The organism is Streptomyces sp. NPDC102462 (assembly GCF_044765425.1).
Taxonomy (GTDB): Bacteria; Actinomycetota; Actinomycetes; order Streptomycetales; family Streptomycetaceae; genus Streptomyces.
Genome location: NZ_JBIWKB010000004.1, coordinates 15,986 through 42,408, shown reverse-complemented (window position 1 = coordinate 42,408; position 26,423 = coordinate 15,986). Strand labels below are relative to the sequence as shown.

Below are 26,423 nucleotides of genomic sequence, written 5' to 3'. Positions count from 1 at the left end.
GGGCCTTTACATCGATGAAAGCCACTCCGGCAGGATCCTGACCAGTTCTGCTCATGTCAAGTATGTGGGCGTCTGCCGGCCGAGGGCATCGGCCGGGGAGACTGATGGGGCCCTGGAACCATTCGGCGCCGCTCCTATATCGTCATCCGATATCGGGATCCGAAAATGCACCGCGGTGAGGGAGTGGGCCATGGGCAGGGCTTCGACGGCGGCCGCGGTGCCGGACGAGCTGGAGCGGCGGCTCGGAGTGCCGGACGCGGTGCTGATCGGTCTGGGGTCGATGATCGGCGCCGGCGTCTTCGCCGCGCTCGCCCCGGCCGCGCACGCGGCGGGTTCGGGCCTGCTGCTGGGGCTGGCCGCGGCGGCCGTGGTGGCGTACTGCAACGCGACCTCCTCGGCGCGGCTGGCCGCACGGTATCCGGCCTCGGGCGGCACCTATGTGTACGGGCGGGAGCGACTGGGCGCGTTCTGGGGTTATCTGGCCGGGTGGGCCTTCGTCGTCGGCAAGACCGCCTCGTGTGCGGCGATGGCGCTGACCGTCGGCGCGTATGTGTGGCCCGGGCAGGCGCACGCCGTCGCGGTGGCGGCGGTGGTGGCGCTGACCGCCGTGAACTACGCGGGAGTGCAGAAGTCGGCGTGGCTGACCCGGGTGATCGTCGCGATCGTGCTGGCGGTGCTCGCCGCGGTCGTGGTCGCCTCCCTCACCTCCGGCGTCGCGGACACCACCCGTGTGCACCTGGGCGCCGACGCGTCCTTCGGCGGGGTGCTCCAGGCCGGTGGCCTGCTGTTCTTCGCCTTCGCCGGCTATGCGCGTATCGCCACGCTGGGCGAGGAGGTACGGGACCCGGCACGGACCATCCCCCGCGCCATCCCGCTCGCGCTGGGCATCACCCTGGTCGTCTACGCCCTCGTGGCCGTCTCCGTCCTGACGGTGCTCGGCCCGAGCCGTCTGGCCGGGGCCGCCGCGCCGCTGTCGGAGGCGGTGCGGGCCGCGGGCGTCGGCTGGCTGGCGCCGGTGGTCCGGGTGGGCGCGGCGGTGGCGGCGCTCGGCTCGCTGCTCGCGCTCGTCCTCGGTGTCTCGCGCACCACGCTGGCCATGGCCCGGGACCGGCATCTGCCGCACGTGCTGTCCGCCGTCCACCCCCGGTTCAAGGTGCCGCACCGGGCGGAGCTGCTGGTGGGCGCCGTGGTGGCCGTCCTCGCTGCGGTGGCGGACGTGCGGGGGGCGATCGGGTTCTCCTCGTTCGGCGTGCTGGTGTACTACGCCGTCGCCAACGCCTCCGCCTGGACCCTCACCCCGCAGGAGGGCCGCCCGGCGCGGATCATCCCCGTCGTCGGCCTGGCCGGGTGCCTCGTCCTCGCGTTCGCCCTGCCCCTCGACTCGGTGGTCCCGGGAGCCGCGGTCCTGGCCGTCGGAGCCGCGGCCTACGGCATCCGCCGCACGCTCACCGGCCGATCGGCCGGCTGAGCCCGGCCTATTCCCCTACGGGGCGTCGTCGCCGAGGACTTCGCGGGCCAGTTCGCGCAGCGCCCGCCGGTCCGCGTCCAGTGCCCGCTTCCCGTCGTCCGTCGCCCGGTAGACCCGCCTGGCACGGCCGTCGACCACGCGCTGCTCGGAGGTGAGCAGCCCGTCGGCCTCCAGCCGGTGCAGCGTGGGATACAGCGTGCCCGGGCTGATCTCGTAACCGTGCCGGGCCAGTTCCTCGGTCATCCATGCGCCGTGGATCTCCTCCTCGGCCGCGTGGTGCAGGATGTGCAACCGCACCGCGCCCCGCTGGAACTCCCGCACCCGTTCCCACCTCCACGCCGCCCGACCGGCAGTGACGAAACCGATATCGGTTCCCGATCCTACGCCGCCGGCGCGGGCCGCCCGGACCCGTCAGGGCACACCCCGCGGGGACGAGCGATGGGGCGGCGGCCCGTGCCATGGCGCAGTGGCATACGGCCCGACACAGCGGGAGCCATGGCGCAGTGGCATACGGCCCCGAGCGTCCGAGCGGAGGCAACAGGAGTCGCCCGGGTCGCCGGAGGAGTCCCGGCTGCGGGACGTGGGCGACGGGCCGGGGCGGTCGTACGACGCGCACGCCTTCGCCGCCGTCCAAGATGCCGGGCGTGCCAGGAGGTAAGGACACGGGCCGGCGCCGTGGCTCAGTGGCCTTCGGCTCCGAACAGCCGCTCCGCGAGGGGGTCCGGGCCCAGGAACGCCGCGAGGGCCGCCCGGTCCGGCGCGGTGGCGGGGCCGCGGCGGCCCACCGCGTAGGCCGCCGCCGCGTTGGCGCCGCGGGCGGCCGTCAGCGGGTCGTGGCCCTGGCCGAGCAGGGCCAGGAACGAACCGACATGGGCGTCGCCCGCGCCGTTGCTGTCCACCGCTTCGGCCGGGAACCCCGGCACATGGGTCGGCGCCTGGCCGGGCGCGGCCAGCCAGCAGCCGTCCTTGTCGGCCCGTACGAGCACGCCCGCGCCCGGGGCCAGCCGCTCCCGCAGGGCAGCCGCCGCGGCCCGCGGGTCCTCGTGCCCGGACATCAGGCGGGCCTCGCGGGCATTCGCGCTGAGCCAGTCGGTACGGGCGAGGACCGGCGCGAGCACGGCCTCGGGGATGTCGGCGACCAGCGGCGCCGGATCGAAGCAGACGGTGATGTCTGCCGGGAGCCCGGCCGTGAAGCCGGACAGCAGCGGGCCGTTGCCCGGCAGCACCAGCCCGTAGCCGGACAGCTGCACCAGATCACCGGGGCGCAGCCGGGCGGTGACCGTGTCCACGTCCGCCTGCGTCAGCGTGGCCTCGACCCCGAAGCTGGTGACGAAGGTACGTTCGCCACCGCCGTCGATCAGGGCCACGGTGAAGCCGGTGTCACCGTGCGTGCGGGCCGGCAGCAGCGTTTCGACGTTTTCGGCGGCGAGCGCGGTGCGGACGAGATCGCCGTACGGCCCCGTTCCGTGCAGCCCGGCGAAGACCGCTTCGGTGCCGAGGCGCCGGGCCGCGACCAGGGTGTTGAAACCGCCGCCCGCGGTCGTCTCGGTGCGGGTGCCGATGACGTCGCCGCCGCGTTCGGGCAGTGCGGGGATCTCGATCACCAGATCGGCGATGACGTTCCCGGCGAGGACGAGACGGCCGTTCATCGTCCGGCCTCCTGAAGGGCGGGGGAGGCGGAGCCGTGCGCGCTGCCCGCGCCGGCGCCGGTGGGGCGGCCGAACAGTGCGTACACCACACCGCCGACGACCATGGAGATCGCCCAGCCGAGGCCGTTCACGCCGAACCAGGTGCCGGAGAGCGGTCCCTCGAACCAGACGTCGCTCGCGCTCGTCGCGGCCTTGGTGAACAGCAGACCGGCCACGATGGCGGCGGCCCAGCCGACGACGGCGGGCAGCCGGAACCCGCCCGAGTACCAGTACCGGCTGGTGCGGGTGGTGTCCATCAGCGCCTCGGAGTCGTAGGTGCGGCCCCGTATCGAGTCCACCGCGACCACCCCGATCCACGCCGAGATGGGTACGGCCAGCAGGGTCAGGAACGTCGAGAAGGGCCCGTAGAAGTCGTCGGCGATCAGCATGAGGTAGATGCCGCCGGCGAACATCAGCACCACGTCGAGGGCGACGGCGGCGGCCCGCGGCACCCGCAGCCCCAGGGTGATCATCGTCAGCCCGGCGGAGTACGTGGACAGGTGGTTCGACATCAGCAGCCCGCCGAAGGCCGCGACGAGATAGGGGATCGCCATCCAGGAGGGCAGCATGGCGTTGATGGTGGCGACCGGGTCGGAGGAGGTGGCGAGCGCCGGGTCGCCCGCCGAGAGCAGCGAGCCGAGCGAGATCAGCAGCACGAGGGGAATGCCCGCGCCGAACGCGGAGGCCCCGATCAGCCGGCGGCCCGGGATCTCGCGGGGCAGATAGCGGGCGTAGTCCGCGCCGGCGTTGGCCCAGCCGATACCGGTGCCCGCGGCGATGAACCCGATCCCCGCGATCACTCCGCTGGACGGTCCGGCGGGGGCGTCGAGGACCTTGCTCCAGTCGACGGTGGCGACGAGGAAACCCATCACGACCAGGTTGAGAACGCCGAACACGATCGTGGCCCACTTGTTGATCCACATGATGGTGGCGTGGCCGAGTCCGCTGATCAGCAGCGTGCAGCTGATGAAGACCAGCAGACAGACGAGGGTGAGCACGGTGTTCTGGCCGACCCCGAACGCGGTGTCCAGCATGGCCAGCAGCGCATAGGCCGCGGTGGTGGTGGTGATCGTCTCCCAGCCGACCCGGCTGAGCCAGGTGATCAGGGTCGGACCCGCGTTGCCCCGCTGTCCGAAGACCGCGCGGGAGAGGGTGAGCGCGGGCGCGCCGCCTTTCTTGCCCGCCAGGCTCAGGGCTCCCACCAGCGCGAACGAGCCGAAGGAACCGATGACGGCGACGAGTGCCGCCTGCCAGATGTTCAGGCCCCGGAAGGCGACGAGGGTCGCACCGAGCGGGAGCCCGAGGATGCTGATGTTGGCGGCGAACCAGGTCCAGAACATCTGGCCGGCCTGGCCGTGCCGCTCGTTGTCGGGGACCGGTTCGATCCCTCGGGTCTCGATGGCACCGACGCGATCGTTCGTCTTCGAAACGGCCATGACGGAACCTCCTTGCTGGATGCGGAAGGGCGGGTGGTGGGAACGAACGGAAAAGAGGGGGGTGAAGGGGGGTGAAAGGGGGGGTGGAAGGAGGGGAGCGGCGGGGGCGCGTGGGCCCCGCCGGGCTCCGGGTGTGCGGGCGGCTCAGCGCAGTGCGAGCAGTCGGGCGGTCAGTGGTTCCAGGTCGAGGGAGTTGACGGTACGCAGTGTCTCGACGGCCGAGGCGGGCAGCCCCGAGAGCCCGGCGACCGATCCGGCGACCGCACCGGCGATCGCACCGATGGTGTCACTGTCGCCGCCGAGGTTGGCGGCGAGCAGGGCAGCGCGCCAGGGATCGCCGTCGGCCACGGCGAGCACCGCGAACGCGGCGGGCACCGATTCCTGGCTTGCGACGCTGGTGCCGACGAGTGCGACGATCCGGTCCAGGGCCTCGGCCTCCGGAAGGTCCCGCACCAGGTGCCACGCCCAGTCGATCCGGGACGCGATGTCGGCTCCGGCGATCCAGTGCCCGCGCCGGGCGCCGGCCCGGGCCGCGGTCACCGCTGCGGTCACGGCGTCGTCCAGCGTGCCGCCGTCGACGCCCGTGCTGACGGCGGCGGCGACGGCGGCCGCGCCCGCGATCCCGATGCTCGTGTCGTGCGTGACCTGGCAGGATTCCACGACATGGTCCAGGAAGGTGTCCAGTGGCCGGGCGGCGAAGGCGATCCCGACGGGCGTGACCCGCATGGCGGCGCCGTTCGTCGTGCCGTGTCTGCCCGCCTCCTGGGTCGGGACGCCACGGGCCACCGCGTCCAGCGCGGCCTTGGTGGACGGGCCGAGGAGGTCGAAGGAACCCTTGGCCTTCATCTCCTTCTCCCAGTCCAGCAATTCGTGCGCGAGGCGCAGCGGGTCGATCCTGCCGTGGCCCTCGTCGATCAGCCGGCCGACGATGACGGCCTGGTCGGTGTCGTCGGTGACGGACCCGGCGGGCATGCCGGCGCTGACCGGGTTGTCGGGGCGGGCGGGCTCGAAGCCGGTGAGGGTGCCGTAGACGCGGACGATCTCCTCGCGGGACATCACCTGCGTGGGCATGCCGAGGGCGTCGCCGAGGGCGAGTCCGTAGTAGGCGCCGAGGGCGTGGTCGAGTCGGTCGGTCACAGTCGGCCTCCTCGGCCCGAGCTCACGTGCAGTTCGAATCTGGTGGGGTCGAGCAGGCTGGTGACCTGCTCGACGACCGAGCCGTCGGCGGCCCGGTACACCTGGGCGAGCCGCAGGAAGGACTCGCCGGGCGAGCGGTGCAGTGCGGCCGCCTCCGCGGCGTCCAGCCCGCGCACCGCCACCACGCCCTCGCCCGAGTCGGTGATGCGGCCGGCGGCGATCAGCGCCCGGTTGAGCGAGCCGCCGTCGAGGCCGCGTTGGGGCAGCCCGGCCAGTTCCCCGGTGGCCGGGACCCTGCTGCGTTCGAGCGAGACGCCCCGTCCGTCGGCGAGCCGTCTGACCCGGTCGAGGGCGATGAACGCGCTCGACGCGAGGCCCAGTTCGGCGGCCAGGTCGGTGTCGGTCACCTCCTCGAAGCGCAGGGTCTCGGTGGTCAGTTCGGTGCCCTGCTCGGCCAGGGCCCGGGTCCAGCCGAGGCGGTTGTCGAGCGGCGTTCCCTCGTAGGTGACGAAGGAGCCGATCCCGGCGTGGGTGGAGATGAGCCCTTCCTCCCCGAGGACCTGTAGCGCCTGCCGCAGGGTGGTGCGGCTGACGCCGAAGCGCTGGGTGAGCGCGTGCTCCCCCGGGAGTCTGCTGCCGTCGGTGTGGACCCCGGCGCGGATCTCGTCGGCGAGGACGCGGGCGATGCGGTGATGCTTGTGTACCTGTCCAGGCATGTCTAGACAGTAAATGAACAAGCCCGCTCCGTCCATAGCCGCCCGAGAAACACGTTGCTCGGTTGCGGTTCGACAAGCGCCCCGAAGGGGCGCGGGGCTGTATTGATATGCGGCTCCGCCGCGCGGGCGGGCGGGGCCTCGTCATCGGCGTCGCTCTCGAACTCCAGGACCGTGCACACCGGAGGCCGGGCTACCGATCGCCGGACCGCCGGCGGTGAGCCGCGTTGTTCAGGAGGGCGCGAGTGTGCCCGGCGGCAGTCCGAGTTCGCTCTCCGCGACGGTGCGCGCCATGTCCGCCGTCGGTGCCCTGCGGTGCTCGGCGCTGGTGTTGATGTACGCGCTGGCACCGTCGATCGCCACGAGGATGCGGGTGGCGGCCGCCCAGGGGTCCGCACACGAGAAGGCGCCGGCCCGTGTGCCCGCGATGACGATCCTCTCGATGCGCTCGCACCACAGCAGTTCCTGCGCCACGACGTGGTCGCGCAGCACGGGGCGGTAGCGCGACAGGTGCCGTGCGTTCAGCCAGAGCCTGCTGACATTGTCGAACTCGGCGCTGGCGGTCAGTCCGAAGAAGGCCCTGAAGGTGTGCAGCGGGCCGTCGGGTCCGGGCCCGGCGGCCGCTTCGGGGAGCAGACCGTCCAGTTCGGCCATGGTGGCGCTGGTGAAGGCTTCGGCCACCAGGTGGTCGGCCGCCGGGAAGTAGTGGCCGACCAGTCCGGGCTGCACGCCCAGTTCGTCGGCCACCCGACGCAGGGTGACGCACTCCAGGCCCTCGGTGAGCCCGATCCGTGCCGCCGTGGCGACGATCTCGTTGCGGCGCTCGGCGGGTGCCTTGCGAACGCGCTTGCCCGGACCTCTTGACGTCATGCGGTGAATGCTATTGAGTACGTGACCAATAAAGCAATTGGTCGTGCGCCCAATAAGCGGGATCGGCCGAAAACCGCCGCTCACGGGCGTGCCGCGGACGGCGCGTGAACCTCCGCACCGGCCGCGCCCAGGGCACCGACACCACCCGGCAGGGTCGCGGTGCGCGGCGGACCGACGCGCATCACTGTCAGGAGACCAAGGTGGACGACACTCGCACCGATGCCGGCGAGCTCGCCGAGTACGGATACCAACAGGAGCTGAGACGAACCCTGTCGGCGTGGGCCGTCTTCGCGATCGGGTTCGCGACCATCTCGCCCGTGGTCGGCATCTACGCCGTCGTCCAGCTGGGCTTCGTCTTCGCTGGACCGGCCTGGATCTGGGCGGTCGTCGTCGCCTTCCTCGGCCAGTTGCTCGTCGCCGTGGTCTACGCGGAACTGTCGTCCCAGTTCCCGATCACCGGCGGTGTCTACCAGTGGGTGCGCCGGCTGGCCGGGCCGCGACTGGGCTGGCTGGTCGGCTGGATCTACCTCGCCTCGGCGGTCGCCTCGCTCACCACGGTGGCCTATCTGGGGGCGAGTTGGCTGTACCTGCTGTTCGCGGGCGGCACTCCGTCGGCCACCGTCCATGTGCTGCTCGGTGTGGTCTTCGTCGTCGTGGCGCTGGGCATCAACCTCCTCGGGGTCGACCCGGTCAAGCACTTCCTCAACGCGGGCATCATCGCCGAGGGTGTCGCCTCGATCGCGGTCAGCCTGATCCTCCTGGTCTTCGCCCGCCACAACGGCTTCGGCATCCTGTTCGACACGCTCGGCGCGCAGGGCGCCTCGGGCGGTTCCGTCACGGCCGGCTTCCTGACCTGCCTCGCGGTGGCCGGCTGGGCGTTCCTCGGCTTCGACGCCACCACGCAGGTCGCCGAGGAGACCGAACAGCCGCGGCGCAGCGTGCCGCGCGCCCTCCTGCGTGCCTACCTCTTCGTCGCCTTCACCGTCCTGCTGACCGGGCTCGCCGTGACGCTCGCCCTGAACACTCCCGAGGACGCCATGTCCGGCTCCGTCACCGACCCCGTCTTCGCGGCCGTCACCGCGGGGCTCGGCGGCTGGAGCGAGAAACCCTTCATCGTCGTCGTACTGATCGCGTTCTTCGCGTGCGCCATCTCCATCCAGACCTACATCGGCCGCGCCGTGTACGCCTTCGCCCGCGACCGCCAGCTGCCCTTCTCGGGCACGCTGGCGACCGTCGGCGACCGGCAGATCCCGTACGTCTCGCTCATCGCCACCGCCGTCCTCGCCGGTCTGGGTCTGCTGCTCGGTCTGAACGGCAACGCGGCGGCCACCCTGATCGCGTTCGGCTCCGGCGGCTTCTACTTCATCTTCCTCGCCGTCGCCGTCGTGGCGCTCGTCGCGCGGCTGACCGGCCGCTGGAACCCGGGCGCCGGACAGGTCAGGCTCGGCCGCACCGGTCTCGTCGTCAATGTCCTCGCGGTGCTGTGGCTGCTGTTCGAGGCGGTCAACATCGCCTGGCCGCGCACCGAACTCGCGCCCGTCGGCGGCAGCTGGATCCAGGTCTGGGCCGTGGTCCTGGTCTTCTCGGTCCTCTTCCTGCTCGGCCTCGGCTATGTCCTGGCCGCCCGACCCCACACCAAGCTCGCCGAAGCCGTGCCGAGCCCGAACTCCCAAGAGGTGAAGACGTCCTGATGCCGTCCCCACTCTCCCCCGCCGTCGTCTTCGACCCCGAGCGCGGCCTGTACATCCGCGAGGTCTCCCGGCGGCCCGCCGGACCCGGCGAGGTCGAGATCGAGGTCCGTGCCGCGGGTGTCTGCCACTCCGACCTGCATGTCGTCGCCGGCGACTGGCCGACGGACCGTCCGCTGGTCCTCGGGCACGAGGCGGCGGGCGTGGTCACGGGCACCGGTGACGGCGTCGCCTCCGTGCGGCCCGGCGACCACGTGGTGCTGTCCTGGTTCGCACCGTGCCGCCGCTGCCGCCGGTGCGCGGCGGGCCAGGCATGGCTGTGCACCGGCACCAAGGCCGTCGCCAACACCCTCCCGGACGGGACCACCCCGTTCACCGGCGCCGACGGCGAGGAGATCTGGCCCTACCTCGGTCTCGGCGCGTTCACGGACCGTCTGGTCGTCCCCGAGTCGGCCGCTGTGAAGGTTCCCCGGGAGCTGCCGTTCGACGCCGGCGCGCTGCTCGGCTGTTCCGTCACCACCGGCGTCGGCGCGGTCGTCAACACCGCCGGTGTACGGCCCGGCGAGTCCGCGGTCGTCATCGGCACCGGCGGGGTCGGCCTCAGCGTGGTGATGGGCCTGCGCCTGGTCGGCGCCGACCCCGTCGTCGCCGTGGATCTCTCCCCCGAACGCCTCGCCGTCGCCGAGCGGTTCGGCGCCACCCACACCCTCGACGGGGCGCGCGAAAACGTCGCCGCCTGGTGCCGGCGTGAACTGGGCGGAGTGGACTACGCCTTCGAGGCCATCGGCAGCCCCAAGGTCGTGGAGACGCTTCCCGGGATGCTCGCCGCCGGTGGCGCGGCCGTCCTGGTCGGCATGGCCGCCACCGACGCCACCGGCTCGTTCAACCTCTTCGACCTCGCCGACCAGGGCAAGCGCATCCTCGGCTGCAACTACGGCTCCAGCGTCGGGGAGATAGACATCCCGAAGCTGGCCCGGCTCCATCTCGCCGGCCGGCTGCCGCTGGACGAACTGATCGGCGCGAGACGCCCGTTGAGCGAGGCCGCTGCCGCCTTCGACGACCTCAGGTCCGCCACCGGAGTCCGGACGATCCTCGTGCCCTGACCGCCGTCCGGCGCTCTCCCCCGCTCCCCCGCATCCCTTCCTGGAGAACTCCATGTACGCCGTCACCGACCCGACCACCGGGGAAGTCGTCGCGACCTACCCGACCGCCACCGACGCCGAGGTCGCGGCGGCCGTCGACGCCGCCCACGCCGCCACGGCCTGGGGCCGTAGCAGCACCGTGGCCGAACGTGCCGCGCTCCTGCGCCGCCTCGGCGACCTGCACACACAGCACCGCGACGCCCTTGCCGCGAGCATCGTGCGGGAGATGGGCAAGCCCCTCGCGGAGGCGGAGAGCGAGATAGGTTTCTGCACCGAGATCTACCACTACTACGCCGACCACGCCGAGGAGTTCCTCGCCGACGAACCGGTCGACGTCGCCTCGGGACCCGGCACCGCCGTCGTCCGGCGCGGCCCGGTGGGGGTGCTGCTCGGCATCATGCCGTGGAACTTCCCCGCCTACCAGGTGGCCCGGTTCGCCGCCCCGAACCTCGCCGTCGGCAACACCCTCGTCCTCAAGCACGCCCCGCAGTGCCCCGCCACGGCCGCGCTGCTGGAGCGCCTGGTGGCCGAAGCCGGCTTCCCGCCAGGGGCGTACGTCAACGTGTACGCCGACAACGAGCAGATCGTCGGCGTCATCGCCGACCCGAGGGTCCAGGGGGTGTCCCTCACCGGCTCCGAACGGGCCGGTGCCGCCGTCGCCGAGATCGCCGGACGGCACCTGAAGAAGGTCGTTCTCGAACTCGGCGGCTCGGACCCGTTCGTCGTGCTGTCCACCGACGACCTGGACGCCGTCGTCGAGGCCGCCGTGGCCGCCCGCCTCGACAACACCGGCCAGGCGTGCAACGCCGCCAAGCGGTTCGTGGTGGTGAAGGACCTGTACGACGCGTTCGTGGAGAAGTTCACCGTCCGGCTGGCGGCCTCGGCCACGGGGGCGCCGCTCGCCTCGGCCGCCGCCGCCGAGACCCTGGCCCGGCAGGTCGACGCCGCCGTCGCGGAGGGCGCCACGCTGCACAGTGCGGGCGAGCGGCACGGGGCCTACTTCCCGGCGGGCGTCCTCACCGGACTCACCACCGGGGACGCCGCGGCCCGCCAGGAACTCTTCGGGCCGGTCGCGATGGTCTTCTCCGCCGCCGACGAGGACGACGCCGTCCGCATCGCCAACGACACCCCGTACGGCCTCGGTTCCTATGTGTTCACCACCGATCCCGCGCAGGCCGCGCGCGTCGCCGACCGCATCGAGGCCGGCATGGTCTTTGTGAACGGGGTGGGCGCGGAGGGCGCCGAACTGCCCTTCGGCGGCGTCAAGCGGTCCGGTTTCGGACGTGAACTCGGCCGCCTCGGCATCGAGGAGTTCGTCAACAAGAAGCTCATCCGCACGGTGGGGTGAAGAACGCGGCACACCCGCACCGCCGGGGTGTGCGGGGCGGGGTGCTCAGCAGGTGTGGCCGGCCCGCAGCCAGTCGATGTACTCGGCCACGGCGCGTTCGACGTCGTACTCGGGCCGGTACCCGGTGTCCTGCCGGATGCGGGTGATGTCGAGGTAGCTCCTGCGGCCGGATCCGCCGGTCGGCAGGTCGACCCGGGCGTCGGGGACGACCTTCTTGATCGCGGCGATGATCTCGGCGTTGCTCGTGGCCCGGCCGGAGGCGACGTTGTAGGTGCGGTGGTTCAGGTGCTCGGAGAGCTGGAGGAGCGCGATCGCCCGGCCGGTGTCCTTGGCGTAGCACAGGTCGAGCGCGTCCTCCGCGTACGCGGGCCCGGGAAGCGTGGACAGATCCGGCTCGGTTCCGCGGGCCGCGGCCTGGACGAGTTCGGGGGCGGCGAAGAACAGCGCGCCGTGCGGGTCCCGTGGTCCCCAGACGCCGGAGATGCGGTAGTTGACGACCTCGATGCCGGTGGCGTCGGCCAGGTGGTCGTTCAGCAGCTCCCCGATCTTCTTGAACGTGGGAATCACATGGAAGGAACGCATCGGCAGGGGCAGGTCCTCGCTCAGGGGGCCCTCGTCGGCGACGCCGCCGTACACGCCGATCGTGCTCGCGACGCCCACGCGCCGCACCCCCCACTCCCGGGCGGCTTGCAGCACGTTGAACAGGCCGCCCAGCGCCTTGCGTGCCGCTTCCACGGGCTGATCGGAGCTGGGGGGCCAGGGCATGGAACCCGTCGCGAGGTGCACGATGCCCGTGATCTTGTGACGTGTGCCGATGTCGAGCAGCGCCGTCAGGTCGGTGATGTCGCCCTGCTCCACCGTCACATGTGCGGCGTCGAGGAAGGCCGGCACCTCGGCCTTGCGGCGCTGGACCAGCACGCAGTCCTCGCCCCTGTCCAGGAGCGCCCGCACGGTGTGGGAGCCGATGAAACCGAGACCTCCGGTGACCAAGATCATCCCTGTAACCTCCTGACAGCAAGCGGATCCTCGTTCCGGAAAAGAATACGGAGCCTCGTTCCGCTTTGTCAACGGCGGCGGCGTTCCTCCGGCCGCCGCGTCCCGCTACCAGGACTGGGGGTGCCCGTACGGCTCCCACCAGCCGGTCAGCCCCCGTAGTCCGAGGGCCAGCGCGCCGGCCGCGACGACTGCCGCCAGCCACGGTCGCCGGAACCAGCGCAGCGTCAGCAGCCAGGCCGCCAGGGGCACGACGGCGCCGCCCACCGCGATGAGAGGCAGGTCGATATAGAGGACTCTCAGGTCACGCCGCGTCTGCTCGAATCCGCCCTCGATGTTGACCCGAGCCATCGGCGCCCAGCAGACCACCGCCACAGCGGCACCGAAGGCCGCCACCAGGAGGCCGATGCATCCCTTGCTCTGTTCCTTCACAGTCGTCTGGGACGCACGGTGGCCGCCGCCGAGTTCCCGCGGGCGGGCACGAGTCGGTGCCGTCGTCCGGCGGTCGACCCGAACTGATTGGTGGGACAGGGACGTTCGGACATAGGTTGGCCGTGCACGGTCCACGCCCCGGCTGAAAGACGGACACGACTCATGACCGACCCCGCGGCGACGCCCGACCCGGCGGCGCGCTCCACGATCGACACGTCCGTGCCGCACTCCGCCCGGATCTGGAACTACTGGCTCGGCGGCAAGGACAACTACCCCGTCGACGAGCAGGCCGGCGACGCGTACACCGCCGTCTTCCCCGGCATCGTGACCATCGCCCGCAGCAGCCGTGCCTTCCTGCGCCGGAACATCGAGTTCCTGGTCCGCGAGGCGGGAATCCGGCAGTTCCTGGATGTGGGCACCGGTCTGCCCACGGCCCAGAACACCCATGAGGTGGCCCAGCGCCTCGCCCCCGAGGCACGGATCGTGTACGTCGACAACGACCCGATGGTCCTCGCCCACGCCCGCGCCCTGCTGTCCTCCTCCCCCGAGGGCGCGACCGCGTATGTCGACGCCGATGTGACGGACCCGGAGCGCATCCTCGCGGAGGCCGCCGGGACGCTGGATCTCGGCCGGCCCACCGCGCTCGTCCTCAGCAACATCCTCGGACACATCGCCGACCACGGTCAGGCCCGTTCGCTGGTCGCCCGGCTCATGGCCGCCTTGCCTTCCGGGAGTTACCTCTCCGTCAACGACGGGTCACGCGGCATCGACCCCGTCTTCGAGCGGGCCCAGGACGCGTACAACGACAGCGGCGCCGTCCCGTACAACCTGCGCAGCGTCGAGGAGATCAGCGCGTTCTTCGACGGCCTCGAACTCCTGGAGCCCGGGGTCGTCCCGGTCACGCGATGGCGTCCGGAACCCGGTTCGCCCACCGGGGAGATCATCGCCGAGCACGGCGGACTCGCCCGGAAGCCCTGAGCTCCGCTGGAAATGCCGCGATGGGCCGTCGGTTGTCTGCGGCACCGTTGTGGCTTGTCGCGCAGTTCCCCGCGCCCCTTCGGGGCGCTGGCAGACTTCACTGGACCTGCTGAGCGGTCGGCAGGCGCCGGCCGGCGGGCCGGGCCGGGGTTCGACGCGCGGCAGTCACACCTGTGTGCGCACGGTAGAAGGGGCGGCGGGGCGCCCCTGCCCGCGATCGGCGGGCGGCGTACACAGACTCGCGCACGCGGGGAGAGCTTCATGACCGACAAGACCGCGCGGACCCCTGTCACTCCAGGCGTACTTGAGGATCCACTGCGTAACCGCGGTGTGGCGTTCACACAGGCGGAGCGGGCCGAGCTGGGCCTGACCGGGCGGCTGCCCTCCGGGGTGCTGACCCTGGAGCAGCAGGCGCAGCGTGCCTACCAGCAGATGCAGGGCCAGGGCGACGACCTGGCCAAGAACGTGTACCTGGAGCAGCTGCACGACCGCAACGAAACGCTGTACTACAAGGTGCTCACCGATCATCTGGTGGAGCTGTTGCCGATCGTGTACGACCCCACGGTCGGCGAGGCGATCCAGAAGTACTCCCATGAGTACCGCCGCCCACGGGGCATCTTCCTGTCGATCGACCGGCCGGACGACATCGAGGAGGCGTTCGGCACGCTCCGGCTCGGGCCCGACGACGTGGACCTGATCGTGTGCACCGACGCCGAGGAGATCCTGGGCATCGGCGACTGGGGCGTGGGCGGGATCCAGATCTCGGTGGGCAAACTGGCGGTCTACACCGCCGCGGCCGGCATCGACCCGCGGCGTGCCGTCGCCGTGTCACTGGACGTGGGCACGGACCGTGCGGCACTGCTCGACGACCCGCTCTATCTGGGCAACCGGCATCCCAGGGTGCGCGGCGCCGCGTACGACGCGTTCGTCGAGAAGTATCTGGAAACGGCGTCGTCCCTGTTCCCCGGCGCGCTGCTGCACTTCGAGGACTTCGGCCCCGGCAACGCCCGGCGGATCCTGGAGCGGTACGGCGGACGCCACCGGATCTTCAACGACGACATGCAGGGCACCGGCGCCATCACGCTCGCCGCCGCGCTGTCGGCGGTCAAGGTCAGCGGTGTGCCGATGCGGGAGCAGAAGCTGGTCGTCTTCGGAGCCGGCACCGCGGGCGTGGGCATCGCCGACCAGTTGCGCGACGCGATGATCCGCGACGGCGCCGAGCCCGGCCGGGCCACCGCACAGGTGTGGCTGATCGACAAACAGGGGCTGCTCACCCGTGACATGACCGACCTGCGCGACTTCCAGCGGCCCTACGCGCGCGACCCCGAGGACATCAGGGGCTGGGCGAGGGACGCCGGTGGCGTCTCGCTGCTGGAAACCGTCCGGCGGGCACAGCCGACCATCCTGCTGGGCACCTCCACCGTGCACGGCGCGTTCACCCGCGAGGTCGTCGAGGCCATGACGGCGGCCACCGAGCGGCCGGTCGTCTTCCCGATCTCCAACCCCACCTCCCGCATCGAGGCCATGCCCGCCGATGTGATCGCCTGGTCCGGCGGCAAGGCGCTGGTCGCGACCGGCATCCCCGTCCCGCCCGTGGAGTACGGCGGTGTGACCTACGAGATCGCGCAGGCCAACAACGCCCTGCTGTACCCGGGGGTGGGCCTTGGCACCATCGTCTCCGGTGCCTCCCATGTGACCGCGGGCATGCTGCTCGCCGCCGCGCAGGCGGTCGCCGACCAGGTCGACCCGACCGGAGCGGGCGCCTGTCTGCTGCCGCCGGTGGAAGACCTCCGGCGGTCGTCGGCGATCACCGCAACCGCCGTGGTCCAGGCCGCGATCGACGAGGGCGGGGCGACCGCCAAGCCCTCCGATCCGGGCCGGGCCGTCCGGGAGGCCATGTGGGAGCCGGTCTACGGCGACGGGGCGGCCTCGTGACCGCGCGGCGCTCCGGCGCGGAGCGGACCGCGGAGGACCGGGCCCCGAAGATCCTCGACATCCCCGTCGGACTGGAGGCGACCGGCACCCGGCGGGAGACCGACTCGATGGGCGCCATCGACGTACCCGCCGACCGCTACTGGGGCGCGCAGACCCAACGGTCCCTGATCCACTTCTCCATCGGCGACGACCGGATGCCCAAGGCCGTCTACCACGCCTACGGCTATGTCAAGAAGGCCGCCGCGCTGGTCAACGGGCGCGCCGGACGGCTGCCTGCCTGGAAGGCCGAGCTGATCGGGAAGGTCGCGGACGAGGTCATCGCGGGCAGCCTCGACGAGCACTTCCCGCTGTACGTGTGGCAGACCGGATCCGGTACGCAGTCCAACATGAACACCAACGAGGTGATCAGCAACCGGGCGATCCAGCTGGTCGGCGGCGAGCTGGGCAGCAAGTCGCCCGTCCATCCCAACGACCACGTCAACATGGGGCAGTCCTCCAACGACACCTTCCCCACCGCCATGCACATCGCCGCCATCAAGGCGGTCCACGAACATCTGCTGCCCAGCGTGCGGGCGCTGGTTCAGGCCATCGAAGCGAAGTCCGAGCAGTGGCAGGACGTGGTGAAGATCGGCCGCACCCACCTGGAGGACGCGGTCCCGCTCACCGTCGGGCAGGAGTGGTCCGGCTACGCCCACCAGCTGAGACAGGCTCTGGGCCGGGTCAGCGGATCCGCCGAGGGGCTGCTCGAACTCGCAGCGGGCGGCACCGCGGTCGGCACCGGGCTGAACGCCCCGCCCGGTTTCGCCGAGCAGATCGCCGCCGAGATCGCGTCCGCGACCGGCCACCCGTTCACCACGGCCGAGAACAAGTTCGCCGCGCAGGGCGGCCTGGACGCGATGGCCGGGGCGTCGGCCGGGCTGCGGGCCCTCGCCGTAGCGCTGATGAAGATCGCCAACGACATCCGCTGGCTGGCCTCCGGGCCGCGCTGCGGCCTGGGCGAGCTGATCCTGCCGGCGAACGAACCGGGCTCCTCGATCATGCCGGGCAAGGTCAACCCGACCCAGTGCGAGGCGATGGTCATGGTCTGCATCCAGGTGCTGTCCGAGGACACCGCCGTGGCCTTCGCCGGTTCCCAGGGCAACTTCGAACTCAACGCCATGCGCCCGTTGATCATCAACAACTTCCTGCACGCGGCCACCGTCCTGGGCGACGCGTGCACCAAGCTGCGCCAGTACTGCATCGAGGGCGCCCGGCTCGACCGCGACCGGATCGCCGAACTCGTCGACCGTTCGCTGATGCTGGTCACCGCCCTGTCCCCGGTCATCGGCTACGACAGGGCCTCCGCGATCGCACACAAGGCCGAGGACGAGGGCACCACCCTGCGCGAGGCCGCGCTGGCCACCGGCGACGTCACCGCCGAGGAATTCGACCGCGTCGTCGCTCCCGCCGCCATGGTCGGCCCGGCCCCGCCGCACGGATGAACCGGGCCGGGCGACTGCGGCCGGACACGGGGCGTTCAGCCGGTGCGGGAGCGCAGGCGGCGCAGCATACGGGCGTCCTGGAAGCCGACGGTGCGGGCCGCGGCATCGACCGTCGTGCCCTGGCCGATGAGGTGTTCGGCGCGTTCCAGACGGAGGGTCTGCTGGTAGCGCAGTGGGGTGAGGCCGGTGGCGCGGCCGAAGAGCCGGGTGAGGGTGCGCTCGCTCACGCCGACGGCCGCGGCCAGGGCGGGCAGCGGGAGCGGCCGGTCGAAGCGGGCGTCGATGATGTCCTGGGCGCGGTGCACGGTGTCGTCGAGATGGGAGCGGTGCCGGAACATCGCGCTGGACTGCTGCTCGTGACCGTTGCGGCGGGCGTAGACGACCATGTCCCGGGCCACCCGGGCCGCGGCGGCCGGGCCGTGCCGGGTCGCCACCAGGTGCAGGGCCAGATCGATGCCGCTGGCGATGCCGGCCGAGGTGATCACCCGGTCGTCGACGGTGAACAGCACGTCGCGGACCACGGTCGCGCCGGGGTGGCGCAGGGCCAGTTCGTCCTGTACGTCGTGGTGGGTGGTGCAGCGCCGGCCGTCGAGCAGACCGGCCCGGCCCAGCGCCTCGGCTCCGGCGCAGACGCTGGCCACCGTCCCGCCCCGGGCATGGTGGTCGCGCAGCACCCGCAGGGAGGCGTCGGCGATGGCGGGGCTTCGGGCCAGTGTCCTCGCCCGCCAGCCGGGCACGACGATCAGGTCGTCCGGACCCAGTGCGGGCCAGTCGAGCCGGGCCACGAGCGGCAGGCCCTGCGCGGTCGGGACCTGGGGCTGTTCGGCGACGTAGGCGAGCGTGTAGGGGTGCCCGAGGTCGGCGGCCGTGGAGAAGACCTGCGCCGGACCGGCCAGGTCGAGCACATGGACGCCGGGCACCAGGAAGAAGACGACGTGGGTCACGATCCGGTCATCATGCCCGATGTGCTGCCGCCGCTTCCAGCCGGTCGATCGTGGTGAGGGTGGCGAAGCGCCCGGCGAGGGCGTACTCGGTGCGCCGGACGACCTCTTCGGCGGGCAGGGTCCGGGGGTCGGCGAGCAGTTCGGCGACGCTCCGGTCGGCGGGGGCGTCGGGGTGTGCGATGGGGTTGGTCGCGGTCGCGTCGGTGACGAAGGTGACCCGGAAGCCGAGGTCACTGGCCACGCGGGTGGTGGTCTCCACGCACTGCTCGGTGCGGATGCCGCACACGGTCAGGTCGCGGATTCCGTGTTCGGTGAGGAGTCGCTGCAGGTTGGTGGTGGTGAAGGCGTTGTGCGATGTCTTGTGGACCAGGGGCTCGCCGTCGGCTCGTTCGAGTCCCGCCATGAGCCGGACGTGGCCGAGTGCCGGGTCGAAGACATCGCCGCTGCCGGGCTCGGCGTGCAGGACCCACACGACCAGGTCCCCCCGTTCCCGGGACAGCCGGACCAGACGGTTCACCTTGCCGGCGATCTCCGGGTCGGAGATGGTCTCCCACAGCGGGCGGGCGCGGAAGGACTCCTGGACGTCGATGACGATCAGTGCTCGGGTCATGCCGACCAGCCTCCGGTGTCCGAGGGGGCCGGCGACAGGCAGCATCAGGTCCGGCAGCGGACCGATCCGGTCACCCGAGCCGGCGGCACGGCGGACCGTGCCGGTCCCTCAGTGCCGGCGGTCCCAACGGGCCCACAGGGCGGGCGGCTTGCGGAAGACCAGTCCGCGGACGGCGGACGGGCGGTCGGAGTCGGGACGCAGGCCGTCCAGGCGGTCGAGGCAGGAGCGCAGGGCGATCCGGGTCTCCAGACGGGCCAGGTGGGCGCCCAGGCAGTAGTGCGGACCGTGCGCGAAGGCGAGGTGCTGCCGGGAGTTGGGGCGGCGCAGATCGAAGCGGTCGGGGTCGGGGAACACGTCCGGGTCGCGGTTGGCCGCTGCCAGCGACACGGTGACCAGGTCGCCCCGGTGAATGTCCGCGCCGGCCAGCCGCACGTCACGGGTGGCGTACCGGTCGACCACAGCGGCGGCGGGTTCCAGCCGCAGGGACTCCTCGATCGCGTTGTCCAGCAGCTCCGGTTCCGCCCGCAGCTCCGCCAGCCGCCGTGGTGCGTGCAGGAGGTGGGACAGGAGGTTGGTGATCATCGACTCGGTCGTCTCGATCCCGCCGAACAGCAGAACGGCCGCGTTGGCGGCCAGGTCCGGCAGGTCCAGGTCCCGGGCGGCGGTGACCAGCAGGGACCGGGGTGATCCGGCGTCCACCGTGGCGGCCACGGCTTCCCGCAGCGCCGCGTAGGCGGCGGGGCCCTCGGCGCCGGCGGGACGTCCTTCGGTCAGCTCGTGCACGGACATCACGATGGCCTCGTACCAGCGCAGCACCCGGTCGACGGGAACACCGTCGAGGCCGAGCGCCCGCGCCATGGTCCGGGCGGCCAGCGGCCCGGCGAACTCCCGCCGCAACTCGGCCTCCCCGCGTCCTTCGAGGCCGTCCAGCAGCCGGTCGGTCTCGTGCCGCACGGTGTCCGCGAAGGAGTCCCGGGCCGCCGCGGGACGGAAGGGGTCGGTGAACGGGTCACGGTGACGGGCGTGTTCGGCACCGTCGACGGAGAGCATGCTGGGTCCCGTGATCCGCGCCGTGGTGAACCGGGGGTCGTCCACGGTGAACGTCTCGGCGTCCCGCATCACGGCGAGCGCCTGGGCGCGTGAGGTGACCATCCACCCGCCCAGCGCCGCCAGCCACACCACCGGGGCGGTGCCCCTGAGCCGGGCCAGATGCGGATGGGGGTCCTCGGCCAACTGGGCGAGCGTGATCATGCCACCAGACTAGGCCAGTGAGGTGGCAAGTTCCCGCTCCGCCCAGACCAGTCGGAGGCCGGGGCCCGCTTCCCGTCCCGTTCTGTGAGGTAGAGGAGCCGCCCGATCTCCTGGTGGCGAGGTCGGCCTCGACGGTGTGGGCGGGGTCCGCGCCCTGCCGTCCCATCGCCGGTACGCAGTGGGCGCGCCCGTCGCCGTCGGTGATCCTTGGCCACGGCGGTGCCATGTGCGTCCGCGTTGTCGGCGAGCACGACGGCGGCTCCCGCCCGCGAGGCGTTCGGCGGTGGCGGCTCCGGTCACCACGGGTCGGCGGCCGGTGAAGCGTGCACCGTGCCGTCGTACGGACTGGTCCGTCGTGCACCGGCGCCGCCGTACGTGGTCGCCGTCCGGGCGGCCTGAAGCGCGGGGCTGCGCCGCGCCGCTTCGGGGCGGTCAGGCGGCCGGGGCGGTGGCCGGGGTGTCGTCGTCCAGGTCACCGCGGAGCGCGGCGATAGAGAAGGCCACCATGGAGGCGAGCAGCAGCAGCGCGACCGGCCCCCAGATCGCCGGGATCGCCCACATCGGCCAGTCGTTGGCGGCCTGCGCCCAGAGCGTCAGGATGGCGGCGACGCCCATGCCGACGCCGTGCCACCGCACCACGGCCGCCGCTCTCCCGTGCCGCCGGTCGCCCCGCGCGAACAGTGACCACAGTCCCCCGACGAGGGCCGCCAGGCCGAACGAGAAACAGGCGAGCATGCCGCCGAACCGGTCCTCGGGCCACCCCACGGGCCCGGCGTACGTCTGCTGCCGTTGTCCGGCGGCGTCCCGTACCTCGACCACCTCCCCGTACCAGATGACGCCGACGACCTTGTCGCCCGGCTCCATCGCGGAGACCACCGGATCGGTCTGAGGGAACGTCACGTCCCACTGCTTGCCGGACGGCAGCAACAACTCGGCCTCCGGCGGACGGCCCTTATTGCCGCGGTGCAAGGCGGCCTTGCGCACGGTGAACTCCTGGTTCCACCGGCACCCCGACGCCACCACCGGTACCGAGGCGCAGGCCGGAGCGGCACGGTACTCCCGCTCGCGTTCCAGCGCTCCCGGAATCTCGTAGGCCATCGCCACCCCGCCGCCGACGGTCAGAACCGCGAACAACAGCCATACGACGGCCCCTAGCGCGTCCCGCCTTGACGACCTCACCGTACGTTCCTCCCCGTAGAACCTCGTCAGCGCATTGGAACACGGGGGCCGGGCACCGCCCAGGGCTGCCACCGGCAGTGCGCGTCCCGGCAGGATTGCCGGAACAAGGCAATGAGCGGGGCGACGCCCGCGCAGAGCGCCGTCCGCGGCACCGGGACCCGTGGTCCGAGAGCCGGCCGGGCTACTTCTGCGGGAAGAAGTCGAGCACGGCCCTCCCGTCGCGCAGTTCCGTCACGCGAAAGCCCAGCCCGTTGAGGCTTCCCGTGCCGCCCTCTCCGACCGACGTGGACAGGAACGTGCCGCCGCCCGAGGCCCGTACGACCACGGAGCGCGCCGTGACGCTCGTGACCTCCAGCGAGCCCACCCCGAACCGGTCGTCGACCGGAATGCGGGTCGGCTGCTGCGTCACCAGGATCCGGCAGCGCCCGTCGAAGCAGCCGGCGACATCGGTGCCGACCGTGCCGTCGGCAACATCGGCGACGTCCGTGCCGTCCGTGCCGTCCGTGCCGTCGGCGACGTCGGGTGCGGAAGCGGCCGTCGGGGGACGCGGCCCGGCCCCCTCCCCCGAGCCGCCCCTGCCCGGACCGCCGTCCGCCGCTCCGCCGCCCGATCCGCAGCCCACGACGGCCACCGCCATGCCCAGGCCCAGCACCGCCACCGCGCCCCGGTGCGCTCCCATCCTCATCGCCCAGCCCCTCACCGCATGCGAGCGCCCGTACCGCACGGGCCTTTCACGGTCTTTCCGTTCCACGGGCCTCCTGCGGGCACACCGCGGGGGCGGGTCCCGAACACAAGGGCGCATCATCGGGGCCCGGACGGTACGCCGTACCCGGCGTACCGCGCCGAGTGGTCCGGGTCCGGCTCAGGGGCCTGCGGGGCACCGGCAACACGAGGCAGGCGACCTGGGCGGGCAGTTCGCTTGCGTTACGCTCCGGCGTTGTGAGCGAGGTCAGCGGAGAGGGAGCCGGACCGCACCCGGCGCGACCGCCTGCCGGACCGGAGGCGGCGCTGCGTCTGGCGGTGGTCCTGCTGGTCGCGGCCTCCGGGGCGGTGGAGGCCGTCTCGTTCACCGCACTGGACCATGTCTTCGCCGGGGTCATGACGAGCAACCTCGCGCTGCTCGGAATGGCGATCGGCCGGGGGCAGAACACGGGGGTGACGGCGGCGCTGCTGGCACTGGCGGGGTTCGGGCTGGGCGCCGCGGCGGTCGCGTGGCTCACACGGCGGCGCACGGGCGTCGTCACGCACTGGCCGGCACCGGTGCTGCTCTGCCTGGGCGGCGAGGCCGTCCTGCTCGCCGTGGGCGCGGGGATCTGGGCCGCCGTCGACGGCAGGCCGGGGGACGTGATGCGGGACGTGCTGCAGTTCGGTGCCGCCGCGGCCATGGGGATCCAGGCCGCGGCGATGGTGGCGGCCGGGCGGGCCGCGGCGCCCACCACCTATCTCACCGGCACGCTGGCCACGTACATCGTCAAGGGGGTGGGCGTGGCCCGCCCGGACCGGTGGGTGCCGGCCCGGCTGGGCGCCCTGATCGTGGGTGCGGGCGCGTGCATGGCACTGCTGCGGACGGCTCCGGCGTGGGCCGCCGTCCTTCCCGCCGTGCTGGTCCTGTGCGCCCTGCTGACAGCGTGCCGGCCACTGCTCCGGATGCGTCGGGCCCCGGCCGGGCAGGGTGACGCCCCGGCGCCGCCGGACTGAGGGTCCAGCGCGGCCGATCCGACCGCACCGGTTCCGAGAACCGCGGCCTTCACAGCCTCGTCTCCCGGGGGCGGTCGGTCGGCGGGGTCTGCGGACCTACGGGCACGACCGCTTCGCCGGTGTACGCGAGGAAGGTCAGCGTCTCCTGGAAGTACAGCCGGATGCTCGTGTCGTCGTGCGACAGATAGCCGATGGACACGTCCTGGCCGATGCGCAGTTCGAAGTCCCCGCCGCGTTTCGACAGCAGGAAGGCGCCGTCGATGGCGGGCGCCCAGACGATGTCGCCGTCCAGGACCCGGGCGATGTGCTTGATGACCGGGTAGCCGTAGTCGGAGGTCTCGCTGACGGCGGTGTACGCCTCGGCGCTCAGCGCCAGCGCGTACGGCCCGCCGACGCCCGCGAGCCGCAGCGCCGTCAGGGCCTTGCTGACGACGTCCGGGTAGGCGCGTACCTCGGCGGGCAGGGCCAGGGCGGCGTTGGACGCACTCTGCCGCAGTCCGGTGATGTCCGCCGCGGCGTAGCCCTCGAACACGGCGCGGTCCTCGGCGAACGCGATCTTCCGGGCGGCGTCCTTGACCGGCTGCCAGTCCGCGTCCCTGGCACCGCGCGCGACGTCGTCGACCTGCTGCCGGTCGACGGTGAACGGCACCCGCAGTTCGACGAGGGGCTGGAAACGGCGTACGCGCGCCGTGACCCCCTCGGCCGGCGGCGCCACGTCCGCCAGGTGGCCGCTGCCCACACCCGCGAGTTCGGTGCCGCCCGGCTCGGGCACGTCGACGATCCGGCGGGCCGCGATGTGCCGTTTGAACGTGCGCCGTGCCTCGTCCTCCAGATCGGCCCACGCCGCGGCGGAGATGGGTGCCAGTTCCCGGTGCAGATTGTCCATCGTGCGGGATCGCCTCCTGTCACGTTCTCAGATCGCCGATGCCGAGGGAGCCGTCGGCGACGGCCGCCGGGAGCGCCGTCGGCATGGCCTCGTCCGCGCCGGTGCCGACGGTCTCGTCCGCGCCGGCGGTTTCGTCCGCGTCGATGGTCTCCTCGGCTTGGCCCGCGGTCGGCGGATCGGGAAGGTTGTCGAGAAAGTCACTGGTGGGGACGTGGAACAGCGACCCGGTCACCGGGGTGGAGAAGTCCAGGATCCGGTCGTGGGAGGCCGGCGGGTCGCCCAGGAACATGCGTTCAAGCATCCGCTCGGTCACGGCCGGGGTGCGGGCGTAGCCGATGAAGTAGGTGCCGAACTCGCCGTCCCCGACGCTGCCGAAGGGCATGTTGTCGCGCAGGATCTCGTGCTTCGTCCCGTCCGGGTCCTCGATCGTGGTCAGCGCCACATGGGAGTCGGCCGGTTTGACGGCGTCGTCCAGTTCGACGTCGGACAGCTTCCGGCGCCCGATCACCGACTCCTGGGCCTCCACCGGAAGGGCGTTCCACGCCTGGAGGTCGTGCAGGTACTTCTGCACGATCACATAGCTGCCGCCGCTGAACGGCGGGTCCTCGTCACCGATCAGGACCGCCGCGTCCGCGGCGGGGCCCGTCGGGTTCTCCGTGCCGTCGACGAACCCGAGCAGATCACGCACGTCGAAGTACTTGAAGCCATGGACCTCGTCGCGGGTGGTGACCACACCGCGCAGCCGTTCCATGATCTCGGCGGCCAGCGCGAAGCACAGGTCCAGCCGGGCCGCGCGGATGTGGAACAACAGGTCGCCCGGGGTCGATACGGCGCGGTGCCGGGCGCCGGCCACCTCGCGGAAGGTGTGCAGCTCGGCCGGGCGGGGACCGGCGAACAGCCGGTCCCAGGCGGCGGAGCCGATGCCCACGACCACGCTGAGCCGCCCGTCCTGTGACGCCCGGAAGCCGACCGCCCGCTGGAGCCCGGTCAGGTCCGACAGCGTCTCCCGTACGACCGGCTCGCCACCCTCGTCGATGGTCACCACCAAGAAGATCGCCGCGCTGGTGAGCGGCGACAACACGGGCTGGGGCACCGGCCGATGGGAGTGTGCGGGCATGAAGGGCTCCCCTTCCTGACGGTCACGGGCAGAAGTGGCGATGATCGCGAACGGGGAGACACATCCGCACACGTGTGTGCGGCTCCGGCCTGCGGCGGCCCGGAATCCGCGCGCAGGCACTGACCCGATCGGGTGCTTCCGGGGCACTCATTTCACCGTATGGCCCGGCCTCGGCCCCCGCCACCGGCCGGTTGGGTCAGACGGTCCTGCCCGGCCGGGGTCCCCGGCCCGGCGCCCCCTGGTGTGCTCACCAGTAGTGACGGCGGCCTCCGACCGCGTGTCCCACGGTGCCGAGGATCCACAGGATCAGCCCGATCACCAGGATGATGATTCCTATCGTCCACAGAAAGTGCAGGGTGGTGAGGAATCCCACGACCAGCAGAATGATCCCCAGAACAATCATGGTCACTCCCTCGGGGTTCGTTGTACGAACCTCATCGACCTCATGACCGCCGAATATCCCGTCCGCCGGCGCCAAAACGGGGCGGCATGCAGCACCGGGTCAGCGGCGTCGCGGCGCCGAATCCTCCGACTCCGCCTCGTCCCAGCTGCCGCCGCCGCTGACCACGGGCGACCGGGTCAGTCCGACGATGCCGGCCGCCATGAGGGCGACGCCCACCAGTTCGGGCAGCAGGCGCCAGCCCAGCGCGATGCTCTCCCCGAACAGCAGGCCGCCGAGGGCGACGCTGATCAGGGCATCGCCCAGCGTCAGGGCCGGCTGGGAGACGGCCAGGGTGCCGGCCCGCAACGTCCACTGGAGCAGCAGCACGCTCAGCACACCGGTGGTGGCGGCGGCGTAGGTGTGCCATGTGGTGAGGACCGCGGTGGGTCCGTCCGGGAAGCGCCCGGTCACCTCCTTGATGAGCGCGGCCGTGACCGCGAAGCACGCGGCGGTCGCGGTGCCGAGCGTGGCGGCCTGCGGCGGGCCGCGCAACCGCAGGGCCGTCGCCAGCAGGACGGCGACACAGCCCGCCAGCCCGCCTCCGACCAGCAGCCAGCGCCAGTCGCCGGCCCGTTCGCCGCCCTGGGACGGGGACGCGCTGAGCAGGAAGACCGCCAGGCCGACGGCGAGCATTACGAAGGGGCGCCAGGTCCGGGCGCCGGGCGAGTGCCGGAACACCACCGCCCCGATGAGCAGGGTGAACAGCAGCTCGCTGGCCAGAAGGGGCTGCACGAGGGAGAGTTCCCCGGAATCGAGGGCGATGACCTGGAAGACCGCGGACAGCAGCATGGCCATCGCGCCGGCCCACCAGAACGGACGCCTCAGCAGTCGCGCGAGCCGGGCGACCGCCGCCTTCGCGCCCCGGCCGCGGACCCCGTCCGGCTGGACCGCGGCCCTGCGCTGCAGGACGGACGCCGCCGCGTTGCACAGCGCGGACAGCAGGGCCGTGACGACGGTGAGCACGTTCATGCGGATGCCTGTCGTTCG

Annotated in this window: 25 protein-coding genes; 8 read left to right on the top strand and 17 right to left on the bottom strand. The window is 72.3% G+C overall.

Translation table 11 applies throughout. From position 1 onward, the window contains the following. Positions 1 to 190 precede the first annotated feature (190 nt). Positions 191 to 1,468 carry an APC family permease gene (locus tag ACIRFL_RS05175; RefSeq protein WP_404024023.1) on the top strand — a complete coding sequence of 426 codons (1,278 nt, stop codon included), beginning with the start codon at positions 191 to 193 and terminating at the stop codon, positions 1,466 to 1,468. A 15-nt stretch (positions 1,469 to 1,483) separates the two neighbouring features. On the opposite strand, the gene ACIRFL_RS05170 is transcribed toward ACIRFL_RS05175, so the two are convergent. The 6 genes from ACIRFL_RS05170 to ACIRFL_RS05145 form a co-directional block, all read right to left on the bottom strand. Then, complete coding sequence (locus ACIRFL_RS05170; protein ID WP_404024020.1) at positions 1,484 to 1,789, bottom strand: PadR family transcriptional regulator; 306 nt, start codon at positions 1,787 to 1,789, stop codon at positions 1,484 to 1,486. Positions 1,790 to 2,148: 359 nt separating this feature from the next. Continuing rightward, positions 2,149 to 3,117 carry a PfkB family carbohydrate kinase gene (locus ACIRFL_RS05165; RefSeq protein ID WP_404024018.1) on the bottom strand — a complete coding sequence of 323 codons (969 nt, stop codon included), beginning with the start codon at positions 3,115 to 3,117 and terminating at the stop codon, positions 2,149 to 2,151. Continuing rightward, positions 3,114 to 4,592 (bottom strand): purine-cytosine permease family protein, encoded by a 1,479-nt coding sequence (locus ACIRFL_RS05160; RefSeq protein ID WP_404024016.1) that lies wholly within the window; start codon positions 4,590 to 4,592, stop codon positions 3,114 to 3,116. Before ACIRFL_RS05160 ends, ACIRFL_RS05165 begins: the two co-directional genes overlap by 4 nt. Before the next feature lie 144 nt (positions 4,593 to 4,736). Next, on the bottom strand, positions 4,737 to 5,729 hold the full coding sequence (locus ACIRFL_RS05155; protein ID WP_404024014.1) for an ADP-ribosylglycohydrolase family protein: 993 nt from the start codon (positions 5,727 to 5,729) through the stop codon (positions 4,737 to 4,739). After that, on the bottom strand, positions 5,726 to 6,445 hold the full coding sequence (locus tag ACIRFL_RS05150; RefSeq protein ID WP_404024012.1) for a GntR family transcriptional regulator: 720 nt from the start codon (positions 6,443 to 6,445) through the stop codon (positions 5,726 to 5,728). The genes ACIRFL_RS05155 and ACIRFL_RS05150 overlap by 4 nt, the downstream gene beginning before the upstream one ends. Before the next feature lie 228 nt (positions 6,446 to 6,673). Next, on the bottom strand, positions 6,674 to 7,312 hold the full coding sequence (locus ACIRFL_RS05145) for a TetR/AcrR family transcriptional regulator (RefSeq protein WP_404024009.1): 639 nt from the start codon (positions 7,310 to 7,312) through the stop codon (positions 6,674 to 6,676). 200 nt (positions 7,313 to 7,512) lie between these two features. Here ACIRFL_RS05145 and ACIRFL_RS05140 point away from each other — a divergent pair, with 200 nt between their 5' ends. Genes ACIRFL_RS05140 through ACIRFL_RS05130 form a run of 3 tightly spaced genes read left to right on the top strand, consistent with a single transcriptional unit; the run spans position 7,513 to position 11,490 of the window. Further along, entirely contained in the window at positions 7,513 to 9,003 is a 1,491-nt protein-coding gene (locus ACIRFL_RS05140) for an APC family permease (protein WP_404024007.1), read from the top strand. Continuing rightward, positions 9,003 to 10,103 (top strand): alcohol dehydrogenase catalytic domain-containing protein, encoded by a 1,101-nt coding sequence (locus ACIRFL_RS05135; protein ID WP_404024005.1) that lies wholly within the window; start codon positions 9,003 to 9,005, stop codon positions 10,101 to 10,103. Before ACIRFL_RS05140 ends, ACIRFL_RS05135 begins: the two co-directional genes overlap by 1 nt. Positions 10,104 to 10,155: 52 nt before the next feature. After that, on the top strand, positions 10,156 to 11,490 hold the full coding sequence (locus tag ACIRFL_RS05130; protein ID WP_404024002.1) for an aldehyde dehydrogenase family protein: 1,335 nt from the start codon (positions 10,156 to 10,158) through the stop codon (positions 11,488 to 11,490). Between the two features lie 45 nt (positions 11,491 to 11,535). Here ACIRFL_RS05130 and ACIRFL_RS05125 read toward each other — a convergent pair whose 3' ends face one another. Next, positions 11,536 to 12,486, bottom strand: coding sequence for an NAD-dependent epimerase/dehydratase family protein (locus ACIRFL_RS05125; RefSeq protein ID WP_404023999.1), 951 nt, complete (start codon positions 12,484 to 12,486; stop codon positions 11,536 to 11,538). Positions 12,487 to 12,591: 105 nt separating this feature from the next. Continuing rightward, the gene (locus tag ACIRFL_RS05120; RefSeq protein WP_404023997.1) at positions 12,592 to 12,915 is read right to left on the bottom strand and encodes a hypothetical protein; all 324 of its coding nucleotides are present in this window, start codon (positions 12,913 to 12,915) and stop codon (positions 12,592 to 12,594) included. A gap of 162 nt (positions 12,916 to 13,077) precedes the next feature. On the opposite strand from ACIRFL_RS05120, the gene ACIRFL_RS05115 reads away from it, so the two are divergent. The 3 genes from ACIRFL_RS05115 (at position 13,078) to fumC (ending at position 17,309) form a co-directional block, all read left to right on the top strand. Continuing rightward, on the top strand, positions 13,078 to 13,893 hold the full coding sequence (locus ACIRFL_RS05115) for an SAM-dependent methyltransferase (protein ID WP_404023996.1): 816 nt from the start codon (positions 13,078 to 13,080) through the stop codon (positions 13,891 to 13,893). A 261-nt stretch (positions 13,894 to 14,154) separates the two neighbouring features. Then, positions 14,155 to 15,828, top strand: coding sequence for an NAD-dependent malic enzyme (locus tag ACIRFL_RS05110; RefSeq protein ID WP_404023994.1), 1,674 nt, complete (start codon positions 14,155 to 14,157; stop codon positions 15,826 to 15,828). Continuing rightward, entirely contained in the window at positions 15,825 to 17,309 is a 1,485-nt protein-coding gene (fumC, locus tag ACIRFL_RS05105; RefSeq protein ID WP_404023993.1) for a class II fumarate hydratase, read from the top strand. The genes ACIRFL_RS05110 and fumC overlap by 4 nt, the downstream gene beginning before the upstream one ends. Before the next feature lie 35 nt (positions 17,310 to 17,344). On the opposite strand, the gene ACIRFL_RS05100 is transcribed toward fumC, so the two are convergent. The 5 genes from ACIRFL_RS05100 to ACIRFL_RS05080 all read right to left on the bottom strand — a co-directional run bounded on the left by ACIRFL_RS05100 (position 17,345) and on the right by ACIRFL_RS05080 (position 21,978). Then, on the bottom strand, positions 17,345 to 18,253 hold the full coding sequence (locus ACIRFL_RS05100; RefSeq protein ID WP_404023990.1) for a GlxA family transcriptional regulator: 909 nt from the start codon (positions 18,251 to 18,253) through the stop codon (positions 17,345 to 17,347). A gap of 10 nt (positions 18,254 to 18,263) precedes the next feature. Further along, entirely contained in the window at positions 18,264 to 18,863 is a 600-nt protein-coding gene (locus tag ACIRFL_RS05095) for a cysteine hydrolase family protein (protein WP_404023988.1), read from the bottom strand. 108 nt (positions 18,864 to 18,971) lie between these two features. Continuing rightward, positions 18,972 to 20,114, bottom strand: a complete 1,143-nt coding sequence (locus ACIRFL_RS05090) for a cytochrome P450 (protein WP_404023985.1) — start codon at positions 20,112 to 20,114, stop codon at positions 18,972 to 18,974. Positions 20,115 to 20,546: 432 nt separating this feature from the next. Continuing rightward, positions 20,547 to 21,293: a hypothetical protein gene (locus ACIRFL_RS05085; protein WP_404023984.1), complete on the bottom strand. Its 747-nt coding sequence runs from the start codon at positions 21,291 to 21,293 to the stop codon at positions 20,547 to 20,549. A gap of 181 nt (positions 21,294 to 21,474) precedes the next feature. Continuing rightward, positions 21,475 to 21,978 carry a hypothetical protein gene (locus ACIRFL_RS05080; RefSeq protein ID WP_404023982.1) on the bottom strand — a complete coding sequence of 168 codons (504 nt, stop codon included), beginning with the start codon at positions 21,976 to 21,978 and terminating at the stop codon, positions 21,475 to 21,477. A 254-nt stretch (positions 21,979 to 22,232) separates the two neighbouring features. On the opposite strand from ACIRFL_RS05080, the gene ACIRFL_RS05075 reads away from it, so the two are divergent. Next, entirely contained in the window at positions 22,233 to 22,991 is a 759-nt protein-coding gene (locus ACIRFL_RS05075; RefSeq protein WP_404023979.1) for a DUF1275 family protein, read from the top strand. Between the two features lie 49 nt (positions 22,992 to 23,040). Here ACIRFL_RS05075 and ACIRFL_RS05070 read toward each other — a convergent pair whose 3' ends face one another. The 4 genes from ACIRFL_RS05070 to ACIRFL_RS05055 form a co-directional block, all read right to left on the bottom strand. Then, on the bottom strand, positions 23,041 to 23,877 hold the full coding sequence (locus ACIRFL_RS05070; protein ID WP_404023977.1) for a family 1 encapsulin nanocompartment shell protein: 837 nt from the start codon (positions 23,875 to 23,877) through the stop codon (positions 23,041 to 23,043). Positions 23,878 to 23,896: 19 nt separating this feature from the next. After that, positions 23,897 to 24,994, bottom strand: a complete 1,098-nt coding sequence (locus ACIRFL_RS05065; protein WP_404023976.1) for a Dyp-type peroxidase — start codon at positions 24,992 to 24,994, stop codon at positions 23,897 to 23,899. 247 nt (positions 24,995 to 25,241) lie between these two features. Continuing rightward, positions 25,242 to 25,397, bottom strand: a complete 156-nt coding sequence (locus tag ACIRFL_RS05060; RefSeq protein WP_404023973.1) for a DUF6131 family protein — start codon at positions 25,395 to 25,397, stop codon at positions 25,242 to 25,244. 99 nt (positions 25,398 to 25,496) lie between these two features. Further along, the gene (locus tag ACIRFL_RS05055; protein WP_404023971.1) at positions 25,497 to 26,405 is read right to left on the bottom strand and encodes a DMT family transporter; all 909 of its coding nucleotides are present in this window, start codon (positions 26,403 to 26,405) and stop codon (positions 25,497 to 25,499) included. Positions 26,406 to 26,423: the final 18 nt, after the last annotated feature.

Excerpts from the sequence above, each read along its gene's own strand:
- ACIRFL_RS05175 (WP_404024023.1), top strand. The coding sequence starts at position 191 with ATGGGCAGGGCTTCGACGGCGGCCGCGGTGCCGGACGAGCTGGAGCGG.
- ACIRFL_RS05165 (WP_404024018.1), bottom strand. The coding sequence starts at position 3,117 with ATGAACGGCCGTCTCGTCCTCGCCGGGAACGTCATCGCCGATCTGGTG.
- ACIRFL_RS05160 (WP_404024016.1), bottom strand. The coding sequence starts at position 4,592 with ATGGCCGTTTCGAAGACGAACGATCGCGTCGGTGCCATCGAGACCCGA.
- ACIRFL_RS05150 (WP_404024012.1), bottom strand. The coding sequence starts at position 6,445 with ATGCCTGGACAGGTACACAAGCATCACCGCATCGCCCGCGTCCTCGCC.
- ACIRFL_RS05145 (WP_404024009.1), bottom strand. The coding sequence starts at position 7,312 with ATGACGTCAAGAGGTCCGGGCAAGCGCGTTCGCAAGGCACCCGCCGAG.
- ACIRFL_RS05135 (WP_404024005.1), top strand. The coding sequence starts at position 9,003 with ATGCCGTCCCCACTCTCCCCCGCCGTCGTCTTCGACCCCGAGCGCGGC.
- ACIRFL_RS05130 (WP_404024002.1), top strand. The coding sequence starts at position 10,156 with ATGTACGCCGTCACCGACCCGACCACCGGGGAAGTCGTCGCGACCTAC.
- ACIRFL_RS05125 (WP_404023999.1), bottom strand. The coding sequence starts at position 12,486 with ATGATCTTGGTCACCGGAGGTCTCGGTTTCATCGGCTCCCACACCGTG.
- ACIRFL_RS05115 (WP_404023996.1), top strand. The coding sequence starts at position 13,078 with ATGACCGACCCCGCGGCGACGCCCGACCCGGCGGCGCGCTCCACGATC.
- ACIRFL_RS05110 (WP_404023994.1), top strand. The coding sequence starts at position 14,155 with ATGACCGACAAGACCGCGCGGACCCCTGTCACTCCAGGCGTACTTGAG.
- ACIRFL_RS05095 (WP_404023988.1), bottom strand. The coding sequence starts at position 18,863 with ATGACCCGAGCACTGATCGTCATCGACGTCCAGGAGTCCTTCCGCGCC.
- ACIRFL_RS05090 (WP_404023985.1), bottom strand. The coding sequence starts at position 20,114 with ATGATCACGCTCGCCCAGTTGGCCGAGGACCCCCATCCGCATCTGGCC.
- ACIRFL_RS05080 (WP_404023982.1), bottom strand. The coding sequence starts at position 21,978 with ATGAGGATGGGAGCGCACCGGGGCGCGGTGGCGGTGCTGGGCCTGGGC.
- ACIRFL_RS05070 (WP_404023977.1), bottom strand. The coding sequence starts at position 23,877 with ATGGACAATCTGCACCGGGAACTGGCACCCATCTCCGCCGCGGCGTGG.
- ACIRFL_RS05065 (WP_404023976.1), bottom strand. The coding sequence starts at position 24,994 with ATGCCCGCACACTCCCATCGGCCGGTGCCCCAGCCCGTGTTGTCGCCG.
- ACIRFL_RS05060 (WP_404023973.1), bottom strand. The coding sequence starts at position 25,397 with ATGATTGTTCTGGGGATCATTCTGCTGGTCGTGGGATTCCTCACCACC.
- ACIRFL_RS05055 (WP_404023971.1), bottom strand. The coding sequence starts at position 26,405 with ATGAACGTGCTCACCGTCGTCACGGCCCTGCTGTCCGCGCTGTGCAAC.